The sequence below is a fragment of the Streptomyces sp. NPDC051555 genome, assembly GCF_044454405.1.
In the GTDB taxonomy this organism is placed as follows: domain Bacteria; phylum Actinomycetota; class Actinomycetes; order Streptomycetales; family Streptomycetaceae; genus Streptomyces.
On the sequence record NZ_JBITDP010000005.1, the window covers coordinates 329,810 to 347,438 of the forward strand.

17 protein-coding genes and 1 pseudogene are annotated in these 17,629 nt (G+C 69.3%); 12 read left to right on the forward strand and 6 right to left on the reverse strand.

Features of this window, described 5'->3' with window-relative positions:
• The first annotated feature begins 8 nt into the window (after positions 1-8).
• The 8 genes from ACIBEA_RS14730 to ACIBEA_RS14765 all read left to right on the forward strand — a co-directional run bounded on the left by ACIBEA_RS14730 (position 9) and on the right by ACIBEA_RS14765 (position 7,894).
• Positions 9-386, forward strand: coding sequence for a hypothetical protein (locus ACIBEA_RS14730; protein ID WP_399260695.1), 378 nt, complete (start codon positions 9-11; stop codon positions 384-386).
• Complete coding sequence (locus ACIBEA_RS14735) at positions 383-1,201, forward strand: DUF317 domain-containing protein (RefSeq protein WP_399260697.1); 819 nt, start codon at positions 383-385, stop codon at positions 1,199-1,201. Before ACIBEA_RS14730 ends, ACIBEA_RS14735 begins: the two co-directional genes overlap by 4 nt.
• 44 nt (positions 1,202-1,245) lie before the next feature.
• Positions 1,246-1,827, forward strand: a complete 582-nt coding sequence (locus tag ACIBEA_RS14740; protein WP_399260699.1) for a hypothetical protein — start codon at positions 1,246-1,248, stop codon at positions 1,825-1,827.
• Positions 1,824-2,603, forward strand: coding sequence for a DUF317 domain-containing protein (locus ACIBEA_RS14745; protein ID WP_399260701.1), 780 nt, complete (start codon positions 1,824-1,826; stop codon positions 2,601-2,603). The genes ACIBEA_RS14740 and ACIBEA_RS14745 overlap by 4 nt, the downstream gene beginning before the upstream one ends.
• Before the next feature lie 28 nt (positions 2,604-2,631).
• Positions 2,632-4,443: a type IV secretory system conjugative DNA transfer family protein gene (locus ACIBEA_RS14750; RefSeq protein WP_399260703.1), complete on the forward strand. Its 1,812-nt coding sequence runs from the start codon at positions 2,632-2,634 to the stop codon at positions 4,441-4,443.
• Positions 4,444-4,572: 129 nt separating this feature from the next.
• Complete coding sequence (locus ACIBEA_RS14755; RefSeq protein ID WP_399260705.1) at positions 4,573-5,505, forward strand: alpha/beta fold hydrolase; 933 nt, start codon at positions 4,573-4,575, stop codon at positions 5,503-5,505.
• Positions 5,505-6,761: a DNA cytosine methyltransferase gene (locus tag ACIBEA_RS14760; protein ID WP_399260833.1), complete on the forward strand. Its 1,257-nt coding sequence runs from the start codon at positions 5,505-5,507 to the stop codon at positions 6,759-6,761. Before ACIBEA_RS14755 ends, ACIBEA_RS14760 begins: the two co-directional genes overlap by 1 nt.
• Positions 6,761-7,894 (forward strand): DnaB-like helicase N-terminal domain-containing protein, encoded by a 1,134-nt coding sequence (locus tag ACIBEA_RS14765; protein ID WP_399260707.1) that lies wholly within the window; start codon positions 6,761-6,763, stop codon positions 7,892-7,894. Before ACIBEA_RS14760 ends, ACIBEA_RS14765 begins: the two co-directional genes overlap by 1 nt.
• Positions 7,895-8,355: 461 nt before the next feature.
• Here the strand turns inward: ACIBEA_RS14765 and ACIBEA_RS14770 are convergent, their stop codons facing one another.
• Entirely contained in the window at positions 8,356-9,234 is an 879-nt protein-coding gene (locus ACIBEA_RS14770) for a carbon-nitrogen hydrolase family protein (protein ID WP_399260709.1), read from the reverse strand.
• Positions 9,235-9,587: 353 nt separating this feature from the next.
• On the opposite strand from ACIBEA_RS14770, the gene ACIBEA_RS14775 reads away from it, so the two are divergent.
• From ACIBEA_RS14775 to ACIBEA_RS14785, 3 genes are all read left to right on the forward strand, one after another.
• Complete coding sequence (locus ACIBEA_RS14775) at positions 9,588-10,223, forward strand: DUF317 domain-containing protein (RefSeq protein ID WP_399260835.1); 636 nt, start codon at positions 9,588-9,590, stop codon at positions 10,221-10,223.
• A gap of 201 nt (positions 10,224-10,424) precedes the next feature.
• The gene (locus ACIBEA_RS14780) at positions 10,425-11,237 is read left to right on the forward strand and encodes a class I SAM-dependent methyltransferase (protein WP_399260711.1); all 813 of its coding nucleotides are present in this window, start codon (positions 10,425-10,427) and stop codon (positions 11,235-11,237) included.
• An 8-nt stretch (positions 11,238-11,245) separates the two neighbouring features.
• Entirely contained in the window at positions 11,246-11,839 is a 594-nt protein-coding gene (locus tag ACIBEA_RS14785) for a GNAT family N-acetyltransferase (RefSeq protein WP_399260713.1), read from the forward strand.
• Here the strand turns inward: ACIBEA_RS14785 and ACIBEA_RS14790 are convergent.
• From ACIBEA_RS14790 to ACIBEA_RS14800, 3 genes are all read right to left on the reverse strand, one after another.
• Positions 11,804-12,439 carry a hypothetical protein gene (locus tag ACIBEA_RS14790; RefSeq protein ID WP_399260715.1) on the reverse strand — a complete coding sequence of 212 codons (636 nt, stop codon included), beginning with the start codon at positions 12,437-12,439 and terminating at the stop codon, positions 11,804-11,806. The genes ACIBEA_RS14785 and ACIBEA_RS14790 overlap by 36 nt on opposite strands.
• Positions 12,440-12,965: 526 nt before the next feature.
• Positions 12,966-13,877 (reverse strand): DUF5655 domain-containing protein, encoded by a 912-nt coding sequence (locus tag ACIBEA_RS14795; RefSeq protein WP_399260717.1) that lies wholly within the window; start codon positions 13,875-13,877, stop codon positions 12,966-12,968.
• 164 nt (positions 13,878-14,041) lie between these two features.
• A complete protein-coding gene (locus ACIBEA_RS14800) occupies positions 14,042-14,596 on the reverse strand; it encodes a flavoprotein (RefSeq protein ID WP_399260719.1) in 555 nt (184 codons plus the stop codon).
• 342 nt (positions 14,597-14,938) lie between these two features.
• Between ACIBEA_RS14800 and ACIBEA_RS14805 the strand changes: the two are divergent.
• A pseudogene (locus tag ACIBEA_RS14805) lies at positions 14,939-15,124 on the forward strand (CorA family divalent cation transporter); the annotation flags it as partial.
• Positions 15,125-15,253: 129 nt separating this feature from the next.
• Here the strand turns inward: ACIBEA_RS14805 and ACIBEA_RS14810 are convergent.
• Together ACIBEA_RS14810 and ACIBEA_RS14815 are read right to left on the reverse strand one after the other, a co-directional pair.
• Complete coding sequence (locus tag ACIBEA_RS14810; RefSeq protein ID WP_399260721.1) at positions 15,254-16,732, reverse strand: non-reducing end alpha-L-arabinofuranosidase family hydrolase; 1,479 nt, start codon at positions 16,730-16,732, stop codon at positions 15,254-15,256.
• Positions 16,732-17,472, reverse strand: coding sequence for a cupin domain-containing protein (locus ACIBEA_RS14815; RefSeq protein WP_399260837.1), 741 nt, complete (start codon positions 17,470-17,472; stop codon positions 16,732-16,734). The genes ACIBEA_RS14810 and ACIBEA_RS14815 overlap by 1 nt, the downstream gene beginning before the upstream one ends.
• Between the last annotated feature and the right edge of the window lie 157 nt (positions 17,473-17,629).

The window sequence follows — 17,629 nt, forward strand, 5'->3', positions numbered from 1 at the left end:
GGACTTTCATGCCCGGATCCGACTACGCCGACCTCACCCCCGACGACGTCCAGGAGGCCACCCGCACCCTGGTCCGCCTCACCCGGTACATACGCAGCAACCCGGACGCCAGCAACTTGCTGCCCTATCTCGTACCGCTCGTTGACAAGTACGACGGCGCAGTGGCTCGCCTCTCCCAGGCGCTTGCCGAAGTCAACAGCTACTTCTACGGCAGGCCCGAACTCACCGGAGAAGCCGAGGACCTCGACCACCTGTGGGGCGTGTACAGCGATGCCTCCGAGTTCCTCCTGGAATACAACAAGCTCGACTGGCAGCTGGGCGCCATCCGTGCCGAGGTCGAACGGCAGGCCGCCGCACCTGGGCGGCAGGCAGGAAGCACGTCGTGACGGTGACCGACCGGCAATTCGCCGTCTTCGCCTCCGACCACGAACACAAGCTCGGCTCGGCAATCAGCCCCCGCTACCTGGCCGGGCCCGGCGACCCCCGGCACATCACTCACGCCCTGCGCGCCGCCGGGTGGACGAACACCTCCGACCCGCTCCACCCGTCGATCACGATGACCAGCCCCGACTACGCGCACAACCTCAGCCTCAACCCCGCAAGCCATCACTACGCCTGGAAGATCAGCACCGAGTTCCTCCTTGGCTACTGGTCCGCAACCTTCAGCATCACCACCCCCGCGGAGATCGTGGCCGGCCTGACCGACGCCCTGATCCGTCCCGCGCCTGACGAAGCCGCGCCCACGGTCGTGGAGATCCTGACCGCCCGCGGCTGGGCGCACAGCACCAACGACGCCGGCTCCCAGACGCTGGTCTCACCGGACGGCATCGTCCAGGCCGAGCTGCGTGTCTCCGCCTTCCTCTGCGGATGGGAATTCGAGGCCGCACGCCATCACGGCGAGCACGGCCCCGAGGGGACGCTGTGGCGGGCCTACTTCAACGAGGACACCCCCACCCACCTCCTGGCCTCCGTCGCCGACGCCGTCTCCACACCGACAGCCGTTCTGCGCAGCCGCTTCGAGATCGACGAAGGACCCCACCTTGCGGTCGGCCCCGAATTCGCAATCGGCAGCGAGGTGCTCGCCGCGCACAAGGTGCGTTTGGCCCAGGCCCGTCTAACCCGTCCCCGCCCTGCGTCCCCCGCGGCCCGTGCCGCTGTCCCGGCTGCCCCGGACCGGACAGGCGCCCGCCCCTCCCGCTGACCTCGCCAACGTACCCAATGCCAAAAGGACCTGCCCCGTTGCCCATGCCCCCCGACGAAGCCCACCAGCACGCGCTCCGGCGGCTCGGCGCATTCCTGCGGGAAGCCGAGGACACCCTCGACTCCTGGGACGAATACTCCGACCTGCACACCGACCCGGACGGATGGCCACACGACGAGACCGCCTACGGACGCCGGCAGAGCCACCGCGATGCCGACACCTGGCGGGCCTTCACCACCGTGCGCGACACCGCCGCGGCCATGCTCGATACCGCCGAAGCCCAGCTGAGCCGGATGCCCACCGGCAGTACTTCGCTGCGGCGGGGATGGCACCTGAAGGTCCTGCGCACCGCGCTCAAGGAGATCGACGCCCTTCAGTCCGAGTGGCTCGGCGTCCGCGACACCCTCCCGGTCAGTGCCCGCCCGGGCACCGAGCAGTACGACGAGCCGCTCGCCGAGCGAAACGCGGAGGCCTGGGCCTACCTCGACGCCTGGGCCCTCCACGGGCAATCCGTGATCGACATCGACACCGCCGCCCGAGCCAAGCCCTCCCGGAAACCCGCGCCCCCTGCTCTGACACCGGCCCCGCCCCCGACAGCGGACTCCACCGTCGGGCTGCGGCGGTGAGCCGGATACACGAGCCCTCCGTCGAGCAGGTCTTCATCAGGCCTCGCTATCTCGCAGGACCCGGCGACCCGACCTGGGTCACCACCGCGCTCCACCGAGCCAGTGGATGGAGTTACGGCCACGGCCCCCTCCTCGCCCGCGTCCTGCTGGCCAGCCCCGACCAGCAGGCCCTGCTCCACCTCGAACCCGAGCCGGACCAGCCGTGGTGGGTCATCCGCCACGCCCGGACCGCCAGCACCCCCGCCTGGCAGGCGAGCTTCGGCGCCCGCACACCGGCCGAGATCATCGCGGCGTTCACCGACGCCCTCACCGACCCGGCGACTCCCTCGGCCGGCGGCAGCCCGTACGAACCGCTGCGGGCCGCCGGATGGCAGCCGGCCCGCGACCACAGCGGGCTCACCTCCCCTGACGGCACCGTGCAGGTCGAGCACTTCACCGAGACCGGCTCCGGCACCTGGTTCATCGACGTGGCCATCAGCGGCGACCCTGAGGGGTTGATCTGGCGGGCACAGCTCGGGACCGGAACCCCGACGCACCTGATCCCGGCGGTCACCCGTGCCCTCGCCGATCCTTCACCGCTCCCCCGCGACCCCCAGCGCCTGCCCCCATTGGGACAGGACCGCATGCACACGAGCATCCGGCAGCTGCCCGCCGCGGACGTGGCCTTCGCCCTGGAGCTACGTATCGACGCCCTCATCTCCCGGAGCCCCTGCCCGCGCCATCCAGCGGCCCCACCCGGACTTGCCGTACAGCCCCGGACCCACCGCTCCCGCTGACCCAGCCCTCCCCCTTGGAACCGCCCTCTTGTCCAACTCCTCCAACTCCTCCAACTCCTCCAACTCCTCCAACAGTGACGGCTACGACATAGCCTTCAAGGCGCTCCTCGGCGCCATGGCCGTCATCGTCCCCCTGTCAACGCTGGCCTGGCTCGGCGGGAACACGCTCGCCTGGGTCAGCGGCACCGGAGCCTGGGTCCCCTATCAGCCGGCCAACGCCCTCCTCCACCCCGACCTCCTGTGGCCGGGCAGCGGCGAGACGGCGCTCTTAATCGCCACCCGGATCCTGCCCTCGGTGCTTCTCCTCGCGCTCGTCCTCTCGGTCTTCCTCTGGTGGAAACGCCACAACACGGGCGTGGGGAAGCGGAAGCGCGTCGCCGGTATGGCGAAGCGATCCGACATCGAGCCTCTTCTCGCCAAGGCGATCACCGCGAAGGCCCGCGCGCTGCGTCCGAGCCTGAAGGACGCAAAGGACATCGCTGCGAAGGACACCGGCATCCTGCTCGGCAACCTCCAGAGCACCCGGCATGAAGTCCGCATGGGCTATGAGGACGTTGCCGTGGCGATCATGGCGCCGCGCTCCGGCAAGACCACCTGCCTGGCGATCCCCGCGATCCTGGCCGCCCCCGGCCCCGTCCTGCTCACCTCGAACAAGGCGGCGGGCGACGCGTTTACCACGACGTGCGACGCCCGCGGCCAGGTCGGCCGGGTCTGGACCATGGACCCACAGCAGATCGCTCACACCGAGCGGGCCATGTGGTGGAACCCACTTGCGGGCGCCACGTCCCTTGAGGGCGCAGGCCGGTTGGCCGGACACTTCCTCGCCGCTTCCGTGGACGCGAGCCAGCAGGGCGACTTCTGGTCCAAGGCCGGCAGCAACATCCTGGCGCAGCTCCTCCTCGCCGCCGCCCTCGACGAGCGGCCGATCACCGACGTTATGCAGTGGCTCGCCTTCCCTGCAGACCGCACCCCGCTCGACATCCTGCGCGACCACCGCTTCACCGCGGTCGCCTCCCAGCTCAAGGGCACTGTGGAGGGCCCGCCGGAGACGAGAGACGGAATCTACGAGACCGCGAGACAGTACGCCGCCGCTCTCCTGAACAGCGAGATCGCGGCCTGGGTCACCCCACAGAAGGGCATCGCCGAGTTCCAGCCGGCAGACTTCGTCACCGGCACCGACACCCTGTTCCTCCTCTCGAAGGACGGCGGCGGCGGCGCGAGCGCGCTGATCGCGGCGTGCGCGGACTCCGTGATGAGGGCCGCAACGGCCCAGGCCGAGCGCGCCGGCGGACGCCTGGACCCGCCGATGCTCGCGATCCTCGACGAGGCCGCCAACGTGTGCAAGATCAGCGACCTCCCAGACCTGTATTCCCACCTGGGCAGCCGCGGGATCATCCCGATCACCATCCTGCAGTCCTACAGACAGGGCCAGAAAGTCTGGGGAGACGCAGGCATGGACGCCATGTGGAGCGCGAGCACGGTGAAGGTGATCGGCTCCGGCATCGACGACCCCGACTTCGCCGACAAACTGTCCCGGCTCATCGGCGACCACGACGTCGAGACGAAGTCCACCTCCGTTTCGGACTCCGGCAAGTCCACCAGCATCAGCATGCGGCAGGAACGGATCCTGCCCGCCGACGCCATCCGCGCCCTCCCCAAGGGCACCGCGCTCTGCTTCGCCACCGGCATGCGGGTGGCCATGCTCGACCTGCGCCCCTGGTACCTCGAACCCGGATCCGAGGTGCTGTCCGCCTCCTCTGCAGCCGCATCGAGGGCGATCACCGCCCGCGCGGTGGCCAAGCACGCACCGCGCCAGTCCGACTTCGGCACCGCCGCCTAACGTTCAGCCTCGGCCGCCCCACCGCGAGCCGCACCCCTGTCTCGGAGATCGATGACCTCCCCTGTCACCCACCCCCACACCAGCGGATCCTCTGGGCCGTTGGCCGTGCCGCTCCCGGACGGCGCCAGAGTGTCCGCGCACATCGACGGTCCGGACGACGGATCCGCAACCGTGGTCCTCGTCCACGGTCTCTCCGTCACCTCAGCGCTCTGGCGCCGCCATGTGCCCCTGCTGGCCCGGCAGAACCTGCGTGTCGTGCGCTACGACCAGCGCGGTCACGGCCACTCCACCCGCGGCAGCGCCCCGCTGACCCTGAACCAGCTCGCCGACGATCTCGCACACCTTCTCGACGCCGCCGCACCAAGCGGGCCCATCGCGCTCGCCGGGCACTCCATGGGAGCCATGACACTCATGCGGCTGACCGCCCGCCACCCCCATCTAGCACCACGGATCACAAGCCTCGTCCTGATCTCCCCGCCGCACGCCGGGCTGAGCACCCGCACCGGAACCGGCGCCGGACACGCTCTCCTCACCCGCAGCCGCAACCTGCTGGCGCGTGCGTGCACCCGGACCCCGCGGCTACTGGACGCGCTCCGGCGCCTGCTTCCCGCCACCAGCCGCTGGGCACTGCGCCCGCCGGCACCCACGGAAGTGCCGGCCCAGCCTCTGCCCTGCAGACGCGGGCTTCACACTCTGCCCACGGCCGATGTCGCCGCTCTGTGGCACGACCTCACCGAACAGCACCACGACCTCGCCCCCCTGCGGGCACTGGGACAACGCGTCCGGATCCTGGCCGGCGACCGGGACGCCCACATCCCCGCAGACCACACCCGCCGCCTCGCACAGCGCCTGCCCCAGGCCGAGCTCCAGGTCCTGCCGGAAGCGACCCATGCCCTGCCGCTGCGCCACCCGCTCCTCGTCACCGAGCACATCGCCGCCACCCTGGTCCGCGCCGCCGAGCTGGACGAGCTGGAGCACGGTGTGGTCAACGGCTGCTCGCCGTGGGCCTGCCGCGGCGGGGAGGTCGAGCCGGAGCAGGACGACTTCGGGCTTGCCTCGTGATGGACAGGATCGTGCTGGACCTCTTCGCCGGCCCTGGGGGCTGGAGCCACGCCCTGCACGTGCTCGGCGCGCGGGACGTCGGCCTGGAGTGGGACGAGTGGGCGTGCAAAACGCGCGCCCGTGCTGGGCAGTTGACGATCCGTACCGATGTAGCGATGTACCCGGTGTGGCCGCTGGTCGGCCGCATCCACGGGTTTCTGGCGAGCCCGCCTTGTCAGGCCTGGTCGATGGCGGGCAAAAGGCTCGGGCTGGTGGACCAGCCGCTCGTTCACCAGGCCGTTGCCGACCTCGCCGCGGGCCGGGACAGCCGGGCGAAGCTGCTGACCGCCTGCAAGGACCCCCGGAGCCTGCTGGCCGCCGAGCCGATGCGCTACCTCCACGCCCTGCACTCGGTGGGCGAGCCGGAGTGGATCGCCATGGAGGAGGTCCCGGACGTCCTGCCGCTATGGCGCCAGTACGCCGTGATCCTGCGCGGCTGGGGCTTCTCCGTCTGGACCGGGATCCTCAACGCCGCCGACTACGGCATACCGCAGACTAGGAAGCGGGCGATCCTGATCGCCTCCCGCACCCGCACAGCCGAGCCCCCGCCGCCCACCCACGCCCAAGGAGCTGAACCAGAAAGTCTGTTCGGACCGGGCCGCGCGAAGTGGGTGTCGATGGCCGAGGCCCTCGGCTGGGGCGCCACCGACCGGCCCACCCCGACCGTCTGCGCCGGCGGAGGACCGGGCGGCGGCCCCGAACCGTTCCCCTCCGGGGCCCGCAAAGCCCTGACGGACGCCCGCGACCGCGGCATTTGGAAGCCACCCGCCCCCAGGCCACGCTCCGGACGCAGCCCCCGCGGGACCCGTTCCGGACGCCTGCGCCCGCCGGACGCCGATGCCCCCGTCTGCACCTGCGGGAAGCACCGCTGGTCCTGGTCGCTGCGCAGCAGCAACCAGGCCAATGCCACCGTCCGGGATACGGACGAGCCCGCTGAGACGCTGTTCTTCGGGCACCGCGCGAACGAATGCGTGTGGGTCGCCGAACGGCACTCCCTCGAAGCCGAGGAGGAGAGTGCGGCGCCGGAGTCGATCCGGATCACCGCCACCGAAGCCGGCATCCTGCAGACCTTCCCCGCCGACTATCCCTGGGCCGGCAACAAGGGGCAGGCCTTCTCCCAGATCGGCAACGCCGTCCCGCCCCTGCTGGCGGCCCATCTGCTGGCCCCGCACCTCGGCAAGACCCTCACCCGCTCCGACTTCACCCTGGCAGCCTGATGCCCAACCTCGCCTCCAACCAAGGAGACTTGTCCCTGGACGACATGCCTGCGGACCCGCCTGTCCGGTATGCCGAGCAGGCCCTCCTCGGTGCCCTCATCCTCGAGCCTCTCCGTATCAAGACGCTCGGCTCGCTCGGCCCCGAACACTTCAGCGTCGCAATGCACGGCGCCCTGTTCGCGGCGATGACCGCCCTCACCCCGCCGGCCCCGGAAGTCCACGCCCGCGAACCGGTATGGATCACCGCACTCCTGGACCGTGCCCAGCCCCACGCCCGCGGGCTGACCGCCCCCTACCTGCACACCCTGGCCGACTCGTGCCCCGAACCCAGCCACGCCCCCGCCTACGCCCAGATGATCGTGGCCAACCGTGCCCGCCTCACCATCCGGGCTGCCGCCGAACGCCTCATCCAGGCGGCCACCGACCCGGTGCTGCCGGACCCCGCCGCGCACGTCCTGGACCGTACCGATGCCGTCACCGCCGTCCTCGACGACCTCGGTAGGCTCTTCCCCTCGCACCCGGGCTCACTCCCCCGCACCACGCTGCCACCCCCACCAACCAGGGACACCGGCGTCGGTTCCAATGCCGCCAGCGAGGAGCAGCTGCTCCTGTCGACGGCGGCCGCGCGCCCCGCCTGCCTGCCCGAGATGAGGTGGCTGCGGCCCGAGGACTTCACCGTCCCGCTTCACGGCGTCCTGTACCGGTGCATGGCCTCCCTGGCCTACCGAGGCGATCCGATCGACGCCGTGACGGTGCTCTGGGAAGCCCAGCACCACGGCCTCATCACCTCGGGGGCAACCGCCAGGGAAGTGCTGGATCTCTTCGCTACCCCGGCCGGATCCCCGGAGCACTGGGGCGAGCAGATCCTGCAGCGCTCCCTCCTCCACCACGCACACAGCACCGGCCTGCACATCCACGCCTTCACCAACGACCCCTCGAACACCCCGCACCAGCTGATCACCGGCAGCCGCCGCGCACTCGCCGACCTCGGCGCCCTCCGGGCCCGCTGGCACCACGCCACCCGCCCGCCAGCCGCCCGCCAGCCGAGGGCCCAGCCTGCACCAGCATCCCGGGCCGGTCCGCCCGCCCCGCGCCCTGCCACCCCAGCCGGATCACCGCGGGCCTCCCGATAACCCCTTCTCCATACCCCGACCGGGTCCGGCCGGCCACGCAGCCGGCCGGACCCGAGAACCGAGCCCCATGCTCCATGCCCCAGACCAGCCCCGCTGCCCCTCATGTCCGCCCCGCTCTTCATCCCGGCCACGGCGGCTCCAGGCGCTGTCCCAGCCCGACTCCTCGGTCCGGGCGCTGCCGACCCAGCCGCACCCGGACCGGACGCCCTGAAGCGCTGCCCGGCTCGCGGAGGATCTACGCGTGTGGGTTCAACACGTAGAACTTGGATTGACGTGTTGATGCGGATCGAGGGTCCGGCTGAAGGCCGATCTCGGGGCACTGGTGGGCGCTCGCACGTCGCCCGGCAGGTACGGGGTCAGCCACCGACAATGATCCGGCTGCCCCAACAACTCGGAATCCAAGGTGTTCGCGGCGCGGGAGCCATTCCGTACCCGCGAACCCCTCGGATTCTGCTTCTGCGCTAGAAGGCTGCAGTTCGGTCTTCACTGCGTGGATCGGTCACCTGGTACCCGGTGTAGACGCCCAAGCGCGCCTCTCGACGCCAGGGACGCGCGTAGGTCACTGATTCGGCGGCGGCCTCGGAACTGTTGTCGAGGTCCACGACCGCCACCGATGGTGATCCGTCTGCAGGGCACCGCTCAAGCCAGTCGCCGTTGGGGGCGATGACTCCGGACGGCGCGGTGGCGCTGTGCTGCGTCGGCACCGAGAAGCTGACCCAGTAGCTGTTGGCCGCGGCGTGGCCTTGGGCTTGGGCGGCGGCGTTCCCTGGGGAGACGCCGGTCGTGGAGAACAGGACGCAGTCGACGTCCAGGTTCTCGTACTCGGCGAACGGCTCCGGGTAGTGGATCTCCATGCCGAGGAGGCAGCCGAAGCGCACACCGTCGACGTCGAAGGTCACCGGCGAGATGCCCGGTGAGTACATGTACGAGACCTTCGTGCTCGACAGCAGGCGCTCGTCGTAGCGCGTGACAACCTCGCCGCGATCGGAGATGACGTAGAGGCTGTTGTGCGGGCGGTTCGGCTCGGTCAAGCGGTGCACCGAGGCGATCACCGTCCACAGCCGCAACTCCCGTGCCAACTCGACGATCGCAGCCAACTCTGCTTGCAGAACTGGCCACTGGCACCGGTCCCAGTCCGCCGGGCCGACCGCGTCCGGGCCGTTGACGGACATGACGAGCTTGTGGGGAAAGCAGATCGCGCCTTCCGGGAAGTGCACGATCCTCGCGCCCCGAGCACTCGCCTCGCGCATCAGAGCACGGACGCGGCGGCCGCCTTCGTGCAGTGCGTCAACATCTCGGGGGTCCTCGCGAACGGGGGTCTGCGCGACGGCGAGCCGCACGCTCTTGGGGTTCCTTGCTTCCGACATGACGTCTCCAAATGGAGTCGGACGGAAGTGCCGGAGAGCAGACGTATAGGACTCGCCGGTCTTGGCGGCGCGGGCGCGTACCTGGCGCTTGAAGTTCCTGCGGGCTGTCATCGCGGCCTTCCACGCCTTGAGCGACGGTTCCCCAGCAACCTCGCCCGAGGCGATCGGGCTGCGACAGCGACCTGAGACGCTAGTCCCTTTGCCTCCGATAGGAAACCGTGCTGGGGACGGTCGCGGGAGGTTCGGCGTAGGCCACGCAGTCCGTCATCATGCCGTCGCCCACAGGCTCCGTCAACCTCCTTCAACCCGTCCGGGCGCACCGTCGAATGGCCCGGCTGCTGGAGAGAAGCACCTCAGTTCAACACGCTGGACTTGACAGGGAACGCACCTGGTCCGACGAAATCACCGTCGCCGCCCACGAGAACCAGACGGTCCGTGTTCAGTTCGACCACGACGCCATGGGCGCGGACCCCGCGTGGACGGCCGCGTCCTACGCATCGCCCGTCGGCGAGTGGCTCTGGCATGCAACGGCCAGCCCGACCACACCCACCCTGCTGGTCCGTGCCCTCCTGGAGAGCCTGACCGTCAACGACCCTTGGGCCCAGACCCCCGCCCAGGACCTCGCGGAGGCCGGGTGGTCACAGACCACGTCCACCCGGCAGGTCTTCTGGCAAGCCCCCGATGGCAGCGTCAGGTTCGAACACGACCCCTACGCCGCCAAGCACCCGCACAGCTGCCTGCCTGCGTGGATAGCCTCCGGAGGCGCCGACCTCAACCGCCCGACCCGGGCCATCCACCTCTCGTCAGCGACTCCCCCCGACATCCTCGGCGCTCTCGCTTTCGAACTGGCTTCCGCCAGCCATCGGCCAACCGCCGCGACACTCCCCGCCTACCCTCAGGCCACGCTGGCGACACCTGCAGTGCCGACCGCTCCGGTGCACGCAGCCCATCGGAGATGGTAAGCGGCCGCCTGGCTTTGTGCCGAGCTCTCCTGAGCATCGACCCGCGGCCGATCAGCCCACCTTCCGGCGCCTGTCACCGGACACCTGCAAGTCTTTGGAGCCCAGGCACTTCCCCGGGGTCTGCCGTAATTCGCAGTGATCACTCCGTCATGTCCCCTACCCTGCCGGACACCAGCAGCGACTCATGACGAGGACTCCCCGATGACGAGCAACCACGCCGTACGCCCAGAGATCATCGACTTTTACACCCGCTCCGACGAGGCCGCGCGGCTGCACACGACCGCCACGGGCACTCTGGAACTCTCACGCACCCGCGAGTTACTCCGCCGCCACCTCCCACCCGCTCCGGCCCGCGTTCTTGACGTCGGTGGTGGTCCCGGAACACACGCCCGCTGGCTCGTCGAAGACGGCTACACCGTGCACGTCGTGGACCCCGTACCCAAGCACGTCGACCAGGCCGAAGCCCTCGACGGAGTGACAGCCGAACTGGGCGACGCCCGCCACCTCACCGCCGCAGCCGGCACGTACGACGCAGTACTGCTCCTCGGCCCCCTCTACCACCTTCACGACAAGACCGACCGGCTCTCCGCACTGACCGAAGCAGCCCGCGTGGTCCGGCCGGGAGGCCTCGTCGCCGCAGCCGCGATCTCCCGCTACTCCCCGCTCCTGGACTACATGGCCACCACCGGCATCACCGAGCCCGCCATCCAGGACGGAGTACGCGACACCCTCGACCAGGGCCGCTATGCCGGCCAGCGCGGCTTCACCGTCGCCTACTTCCAGACCTCGGCCGAGCTCCGCGCCGAGGTCACCGAGGCCGGACTCACCGACCCCACCCTCTACGGAATCGAAGGACCCGGCTGGGTCGCGGTCAAGGCCATCGAGAAGTACACCGACACCAACCTCTTGGGCACGGCGATGTACGACGCAGCCCTCGCCGCGGCCCGCCTCGCGGAACCGCACCCTGCGCTCACCGACGCCTCTGCCCACGTTCTTGCCGTCAGTCGCGCTTGACTGCCAGGATGAACATCAACTCGACGGAGGTAAGTCCGTCCGTGACCGTGCAGGTCAGGCGTTTCCGCAACGGCGATTCGGTGGAGCAGCTCACTCTCCTGCTCCACCGCGCCTACGCAGACCATGCCGCTGCCGGGCGGGTCTTCTTCGCCTCCTACCAAAGTCCGCAGGACACACAGCACCGCCTGAGCAAAGGCGAGTGCTGGGTCGCGATGAACGGAAACGCACTGGTCGGCACCGTCACCGTGTCGGCTCCACACACCACTCCGGCCGGATACCCAGCGCCAGCGGGAGGGGGCTCGTTCTGGCAACTGGCTGTCGACCCATCGCAAAGAGGCACCGGCCTCGGACAACGACTGCTGGCTCTGGCAGAGTCACGCATTGCTGCGCTCGGATCGGCACAAGTCGTCATCGATACCTCCTCGCAGGCAACAGACCTCGTCGACTGGTACCGCCGGCGAGGCTACGCGCCGATCGGCACTTGGCGGTGGGACGTCACCAATTACGACAGCATCGTCCTCATGAAGAGCCTGCCGCCGACAACTTCGTTTTCGCCCGGACAAGTCCTAGATGCAACGGATAGGACCGGGGTCACGGGGTAGGGCGGAAACGCGCTTCTCCGCAGCCATCCGCTGCTGGTCCCGCTGCAGAGCATCTGCTCGGGCCTCCGGGGTGACGGCCTCGCCAGCGGTGATCGCGGCTGTGCCGGTCACTGGGGCCAGCGAGTACCGGACGGGAGAGCGGCTGGACCGCGTCGGCAGGTACAGGCGGGCGACGCCGTCCGGGAGCTCGGCCCTCAGCGCTCCGTGCCAGCGAATCCACAGCGCAGGGTGCCCGCGGAGGGCCTCGTCGCGGAGCTTGTCTACGGCGGTGCTGTAGTCCGCGCGATCGATCTCCACCGCCACGGGAGGGCCGTCCTTGCGGCGCAGACGGAGATCCAGGTAGGCGATCCAGGACGGTGACCAGTACGACACGCAGCCTCCGTTCATCAGGCGAGGCGGGTCGATGTAGCGGACCGGCACCTCCGTTCTGGCCTGCCAGCCGGACGCATGCGCCCACTCGCATACCGCGCGGGTGATGCACAGGGTTGCCTCTTTGCCAGTCAGGCCAGAGAACGCGAAGCGCGTCTCGGACAGGTATGCGCGCAAGGCAGCAGCGAGCGTCTCGGACTCGCTGACTGCCGCTGTCGGTTCGAAGGCCATCCACCGATTCTCCGGCGGGCCACTGACAACGACCGGGGAAAAGCTGAACAACAGCGGGAGCGGAGCGCGTAAGCGTGGACGGTGACGACCATGGGCGGCTCCGTGGCCCAGGCTCGCTGGCTCCATCTCCAGGGCTATACCTCACCCCGATCTCCAGCGCTGCGTGTTGCAGTTCATGGCCGTAATCGACGACCACGAGACCTTGGAACGGTGATCGCAGACGGCTTCTGCAAGACCGCATCGATCGTGGCAAGCCCCCCACAGTCTGGCTTCCCGGCGCTCAGACGCCCCCCGGTCTGACTTCCGCTACCGCACGGCCGAGCCTTGCAAGCGCACCCTCCAGAGCGGCCGGCCGGCGCCCATTACCAAGCAATGCGGGACTTCCGAAATCACGGATTCCCCGCATCATGGAAAGACACCGCCAACTTCCCCTGACCATCCGACGTGAGGACGACACCTACTGACTGCATCACAAGCACATGCAAAGACTGCCGAATCGCACTCACCGCCAACCGAGAGCTCCGTGTCAAGCAGCGTCGTAGCTCATCCGGAGAAGTGGTTCAGCGCGACGCAGGTCCGCCTCCGTCCGAAGACGCACCTCGACATCGCCCGTACCGTGGTGGCCGATCTGGCTGACATCCCGGGTGAAGCCCGCGACAAGGTCGACATCCTTCGGGGCGAGGCGGAGCGTCGCCACGACCTCCTGCTGGTGGGCGTGGCTGACGCACGCGAAGTTTCGCAGGCGCCGGTACGCGCGGTACTGCTTGCGGTCGACGCTGCTGACGTCCTCTCCAAACCCACGCACCAACTCATCGAGCGCGCTGCGCAGGTGGGCCACGCCGCCCTGCCCTGAGCCTGCAGTTCCGGCCAGGGGCCGGCGGCCGTCGCTCCGGGCCGGTGTCGGCACCGCCGTCACCTTGGCCACCGGCTCAAGCGCGAGAAGGCCAGTGCCGAAGAAGCTGTAGCGGACCAGGTCGATGGTGCGGCGAATCTCGCGCACGGCGTGGACGTCATAGCGGGTGAAGTCTTCCGCGATGCAGATCAGCCGGGGGCTGCTCCAAAGCACCTGGGACGCGGCATCCGCCCCGAGCCGGTCGCGGACCAGCTGCTGGAACTCGGCCCGGTGGTCAGTCAGCCACGCCAGGTAGTAGAGGCCCTGAGTAATCACGCCGGCGTCGCGCCCACGCTTGTACTCGACCACGACGGGCGATCCGTTCTCGTCCAGGCCCAACGAGTCGATCCGGCCGCCGTGTACCGGCCCGGTGCTGTACTCGCGGGCCAGGTGCCGAACGCCCAGCATGGTCTCCATGTTCGCCTCGACCATGTCGTGCAGGTCGCGCTCTACCTCCGCCGGCCGCGCGGCTATTTCCACCGCGCTCCCCCCGGTCACGTCGAAAAGACGCACTCCGCAACTCCCCCTATAGCCCGCTTCTCCCATGCCAACCGCGAGGGTGACCGAACTATTTCCGGGTAACCCGCCTCCGACATCCTTGCGCCCGAGGCCACGCTCCCAACCAGGCACTAGACCGACCTGTCCTGACAGAGCCCAGCCCTGTGGGGCAAGACCGGACGGCTCTGCCCTCGAGGGTGGCCATGACGACGTCACCGCTGACGCGCCAAGTGCGGGAAGTTCGACGCAAGGAGGTCAACAGCCTCCTCCCAGAGGAAGCGGTCAGCACCGCCACCGGACTTCGGGCGATGCGGCATGTAGCTGCCGAACATCACGCCCATCTCACGCAGCTCATCAACGCTGCGCCGATATGCGCGGTGGGCAGCGAGGGCGGTGTTCACGTAGGGGAGCACCACCGTGGGGATGCCCATGCCGGGTGCCTCGCAGAGGATGCCGAGGGCGAGGTTGTCCGCGAAGCCGGCCGCCCACTTGTTAACCGTGTTGAACGTGGCTGGTGCGACTGCGATGGAGTCGGCCCGCGGGTACGACCGCGCATCACCCGGTGAGCGCCAGGCAGAGCGGATCGGGTGACCGGTCTGGTTCTCGATCACCTGGCTGTCGAGGAAGTCGAAGCCCTGTGGGGTGGCCACAACCACGACCTCCCAGCCCCGTTCCTGGGCGACGGTGATGAGTTTGCCGACATCGCCGGCGATCCCGGCCGCGCACACGATGACGTACAAGACAGACTTGCGCTGCGGCTCAGTCACGGGGCGCTCCCAGTCGACGGCTGAAGTGGCGGAACTCTGGGCAGCGTACGACGGTGGCCCCGAGCAACAGCAGACGCGCCGAACTCATCCAGCCCCGCCTTGCCACTCCCCTGAGTAACCTGTCGTGAGCGACGTTGGACGGCCCCCGACCTGCGGTGCTCCCCTTCGCAAGACAGTGTCCGCTGGGGGGAATCTGGGGGGAATGAGGCCGCGTGGGGGGCGGCTGGGGGGAATCGGCTGCATATACGGGCAGCAGGGTGAAAGACTCGGAAAGGTCGATCGCCGCAGGTCAGACCGTCCGTTCGGGCATTTTCCGCAGGTCAGCGGTGTGAGGGTGACGACTTCAAGAAGATCTCCTCGTGGGCAGCCATCCTCTTCGCCCCCACCCTGGTCGGCACCATCTACGGCATGAACTTCGAGTCGATGCCAGAGCTCCAGTGGGCGGCCGGCTACCCCTTCGCCATCCTGCTGATGGCGGTGGTCTGCGTGAGCCTGTACGTCATCTTCAAGCGGCGGGACTGGCTCTGAGTGTTGCCCGGGTCTGCGCTGCGTCGTCGTCGTACGTGCGTCGGTCGTTTCGGGTGGGCCGGGCGGGCTCGGCCCTTTGCCGGGCCCGCTGCCCCGGCTCCGGTGTGGAGTCGGGGCCGGGTCGCGTCGTCAGCGCTGCCGTGTCAGCAGACCTGGCCGGTAGGGCCATTGGCCGTAGTCGCCGCCGGAGTTGGGGTCGCGGCCCTGGTAGAGGAACTGCAGGTTGCAGGGGTCGACGGTGAAGGTCTGATCGGCGGTGGTGCGGATCAGTTCGCCATGGCTGATGTCGTTGGTCCAGGTGGCCCCGCTGTTGGCCTTGCCGGCGAAGGGGTTGCTCTCGGTCGCGGCCTGGGGTGTCCATGAGCCGTTCAGGCTGGTGGCCGTGAACGAGCGGAAGTAGCGGCCCTGCGAGCCGATCGCCTCGACGATCATGAGGTAGCGGTCCTGGCCCTGGAGTTTGTAGACCTGCGGGGCTTCGAACAGGTTGTTCGTCGTATCGCTCATGACCACGGTCGAGGTCGTGCCGAAGCTGCCCGGGAAGTTCCCGATCGGCATGCCGGCCCGGTAGATCTTGCCGTTGTCTCCGGCGAAGAACAGGTACATGTTCGTGCCGTCACCGATGAGCGTCTGGTCGATGGGGCCCGTTCCGGGCTCCGCGATGCCGCCGGAGAAGAGGACCTGCTGTGATGACCAGCCGTTGGGGTTGGAGGGGTCGCTCGACGTCCGGTAGGAGAAGGCGCTTCCACCCCACTGGTAGGCGAGGACCCAGATGTTCTTCGGCGCGAAGTAGAAGAGCGTGGGCGCGACGGCGGAGTTCGACATCGCGTTCTGGCCGGCCGAGGCCATCTCCGACCAGTTTCCGAACAGGCCGAAGTTCATCGAACCCCAGCCCGTTCCCGATCCCGCGCCGTGCGTCGTCGCATAGACGAGCTGCTTGCCGTTGTAGGGAGCGACGGTGAAGTCCTTGAGCGAGGCCCACCCGGCCTTGGGCTGTGCCAGCGCGCCCGTCGAGGTCCAGCGGTACGTCGCCGGAAGATCGCACGTCCCGGGGTTGCCGGCACCGACCTTGACCAGCTGCCACTGCTGGTTGGTGCCGCCCCAGTCGTCGTACTGGACGATGTTCGCGTTGTCGGCGGTGGAGCCGCCTTGCACTTCGAGGGCCTTGTTGCTGTGGCGCGCGATGAGCCTCACGTAGCCGTCCGAGCTGTCGGCCAGCCGCCACTGCTGGTTGGTGCCGTTCGCGTCGGCCCACTGGACGATCGCGGCGCCGTTCGCGGTGGACCCGTTCTGGACGTCCAGCACCTTGCCGGAGTGGCGGGACGTGATGCGGTAGTAGCCGGCGCCGGAGTCGACGAACTGCCACTGCTGCTGGTTCTGATCGTTCCTGGTCCACTGGGTGATGCGGGCCCCGTCGTCGGTCGCCCGGTTGTAGACGTCCAGGGCCTTGGCACTGTTGCGGTTGACCAGCACGTACGAGGCGTTGGGGTCGATGGCCGTCGCCGCGCCGGCGGGTTGCACACCGAGGAAGGCGACCAGGAGCAGCAAGGGTGCCAGGACGGCGAGTAGGCGTCGTCCCAGGTCGACCCGGGATGGATGGCGAGACCGCATCAGAAGTTCTCCTTCGGGGGGTGGGGGCGGGGTGACCCCGACGGGCCGCGGGGCGGACGCGTCGAGGGGTCGGGGACGGGATGGGTGTGGAGGCGGCCGCACGTGCCGAAGCGTGGGCGCTCCGGGCACTCCAGCCGTGACACTCGGCCGTGGTCGAGGTGGGAGAGGTCTCCGGCCTTCAGCCGTTCCAGCTGCCGGCCGGTCGTGACGGCTGCGGCGAGGGCGCCGTCACGCCAGCGGATCCGCCAGGCGTCCAGGAGGTCGGTCTTCAGGCGGTGGGCCGCGATGTGGAACTCCCGCAGCCCACCTTCGCGCAAGGCCAGGAAACCCTCCAGCGCCAGGTCGCGGCGGCGGGCCGCCGCGGAACGCTCCCCGCTCAGGCCGGCCGCCCGGCGGTAGGCGTGGGGATCGGCCAGCACCGGAGCGGGGAAGGTGAAGACGGCGTCGCCCGCCTCGGGGAGTCCGCCGTTCTGCATGAGCACCACGAGGCGCAGACCTCCGTCGTTGACGAGGCGGTGGATCGTGCCGGGGGTGAACCGGACGACGTCGCCGGGGAGCAGTGGGGTCTCGTCGAAACCGGAGGTGGTGAGGGTCTGCATGCTGCCCGCGCCGCCGATGACGACGTAGGCCTCGGAGCAGACGAGGTGCATGTGGGGCGCGCCGCCGCACAGCCCGTCGGCGGCCTCCCAGTCGTAGACGGTCAACCCGGAGACCCCCACACCCCCGGGGAGCGGGGTCACCACGGGCGTTCCGCGAGGTGGCGGGACAGGCGCCCGGCGGTCCACGCGTTCCCTGCCCTGCGCGGCGGGACGGGAGTGGGGGCGGGGGTGGTCACGGTCTGCGATGTTAGCGCTAACAAAATAGGGGGTGCGAGGGTCATCAGGTGATTCACTACGT

Bases quoted from the DNA above. Each gene is read 5' to 3' on its own strand.
- ACIBEA_RS14730 (WP_399260695.1), top strand. From the start codon at position 9: ATGCCCGGATCCGACTACGCCGACCTCACCCCCGACGACGTCCAGGAG.
- ACIBEA_RS14740 (WP_399260699.1), top strand. From the start codon at position 1,246: ATGCCCCCCGACGAAGCCCACCAGCACGCGCTCCGGCGGCTCGGCGCA.
- ACIBEA_RS14760 (WP_399260833.1), top strand. From the start codon at position 5,505: ATGGACAGGATCGTGCTGGACCTCTTCGCCGGCCCTGGGGGCTGGAGC.
- ACIBEA_RS14765 (WP_399260707.1), top strand. From the start codon at position 6,761: ATGCCCAACCTCGCCTCCAACCAAGGAGACTTGTCCCTGGACGACATG.
- ACIBEA_RS14775 (WP_399260835.1), top strand. From the start codon at position 9,588: ATGGCCCGGCTGCTGGAGAGAAGCACCTCAGTTCAACACGCTGGACTT.
- ACIBEA_RS14780 (WP_399260711.1), top strand. From the start codon at position 10,425: ATGACGAGCAACCACGCCGTACGCCCAGAGATCATCGACTTTTACACC.
- ACIBEA_RS14785 (WP_399260713.1), top strand. From the start codon at position 11,246: ATGAACATCAACTCGACGGAGGTAAGTCCGTCCGTGACCGTGCAGGTC.
- ACIBEA_RS14790 (WP_399260715.1), bottom strand. From the start codon at position 12,439: ATGGCCTTCGAACCGACAGCGGCAGTCAGCGAGTCCGAGACGCTCGCT.
- ACIBEA_RS14795 (WP_399260717.1), bottom strand. From the start codon at position 13,877: ATGGGAGAAGCGGGCTATAGGGGGAGTTGCGGAGTGCGTCTTTTCGAC.
- ACIBEA_RS14810 (WP_399260721.1), bottom strand. From the start codon at position 16,732: ATGCGGTCTCGCCATCCATCCCGGGTCGACCTGGGACGACGCCTACTC.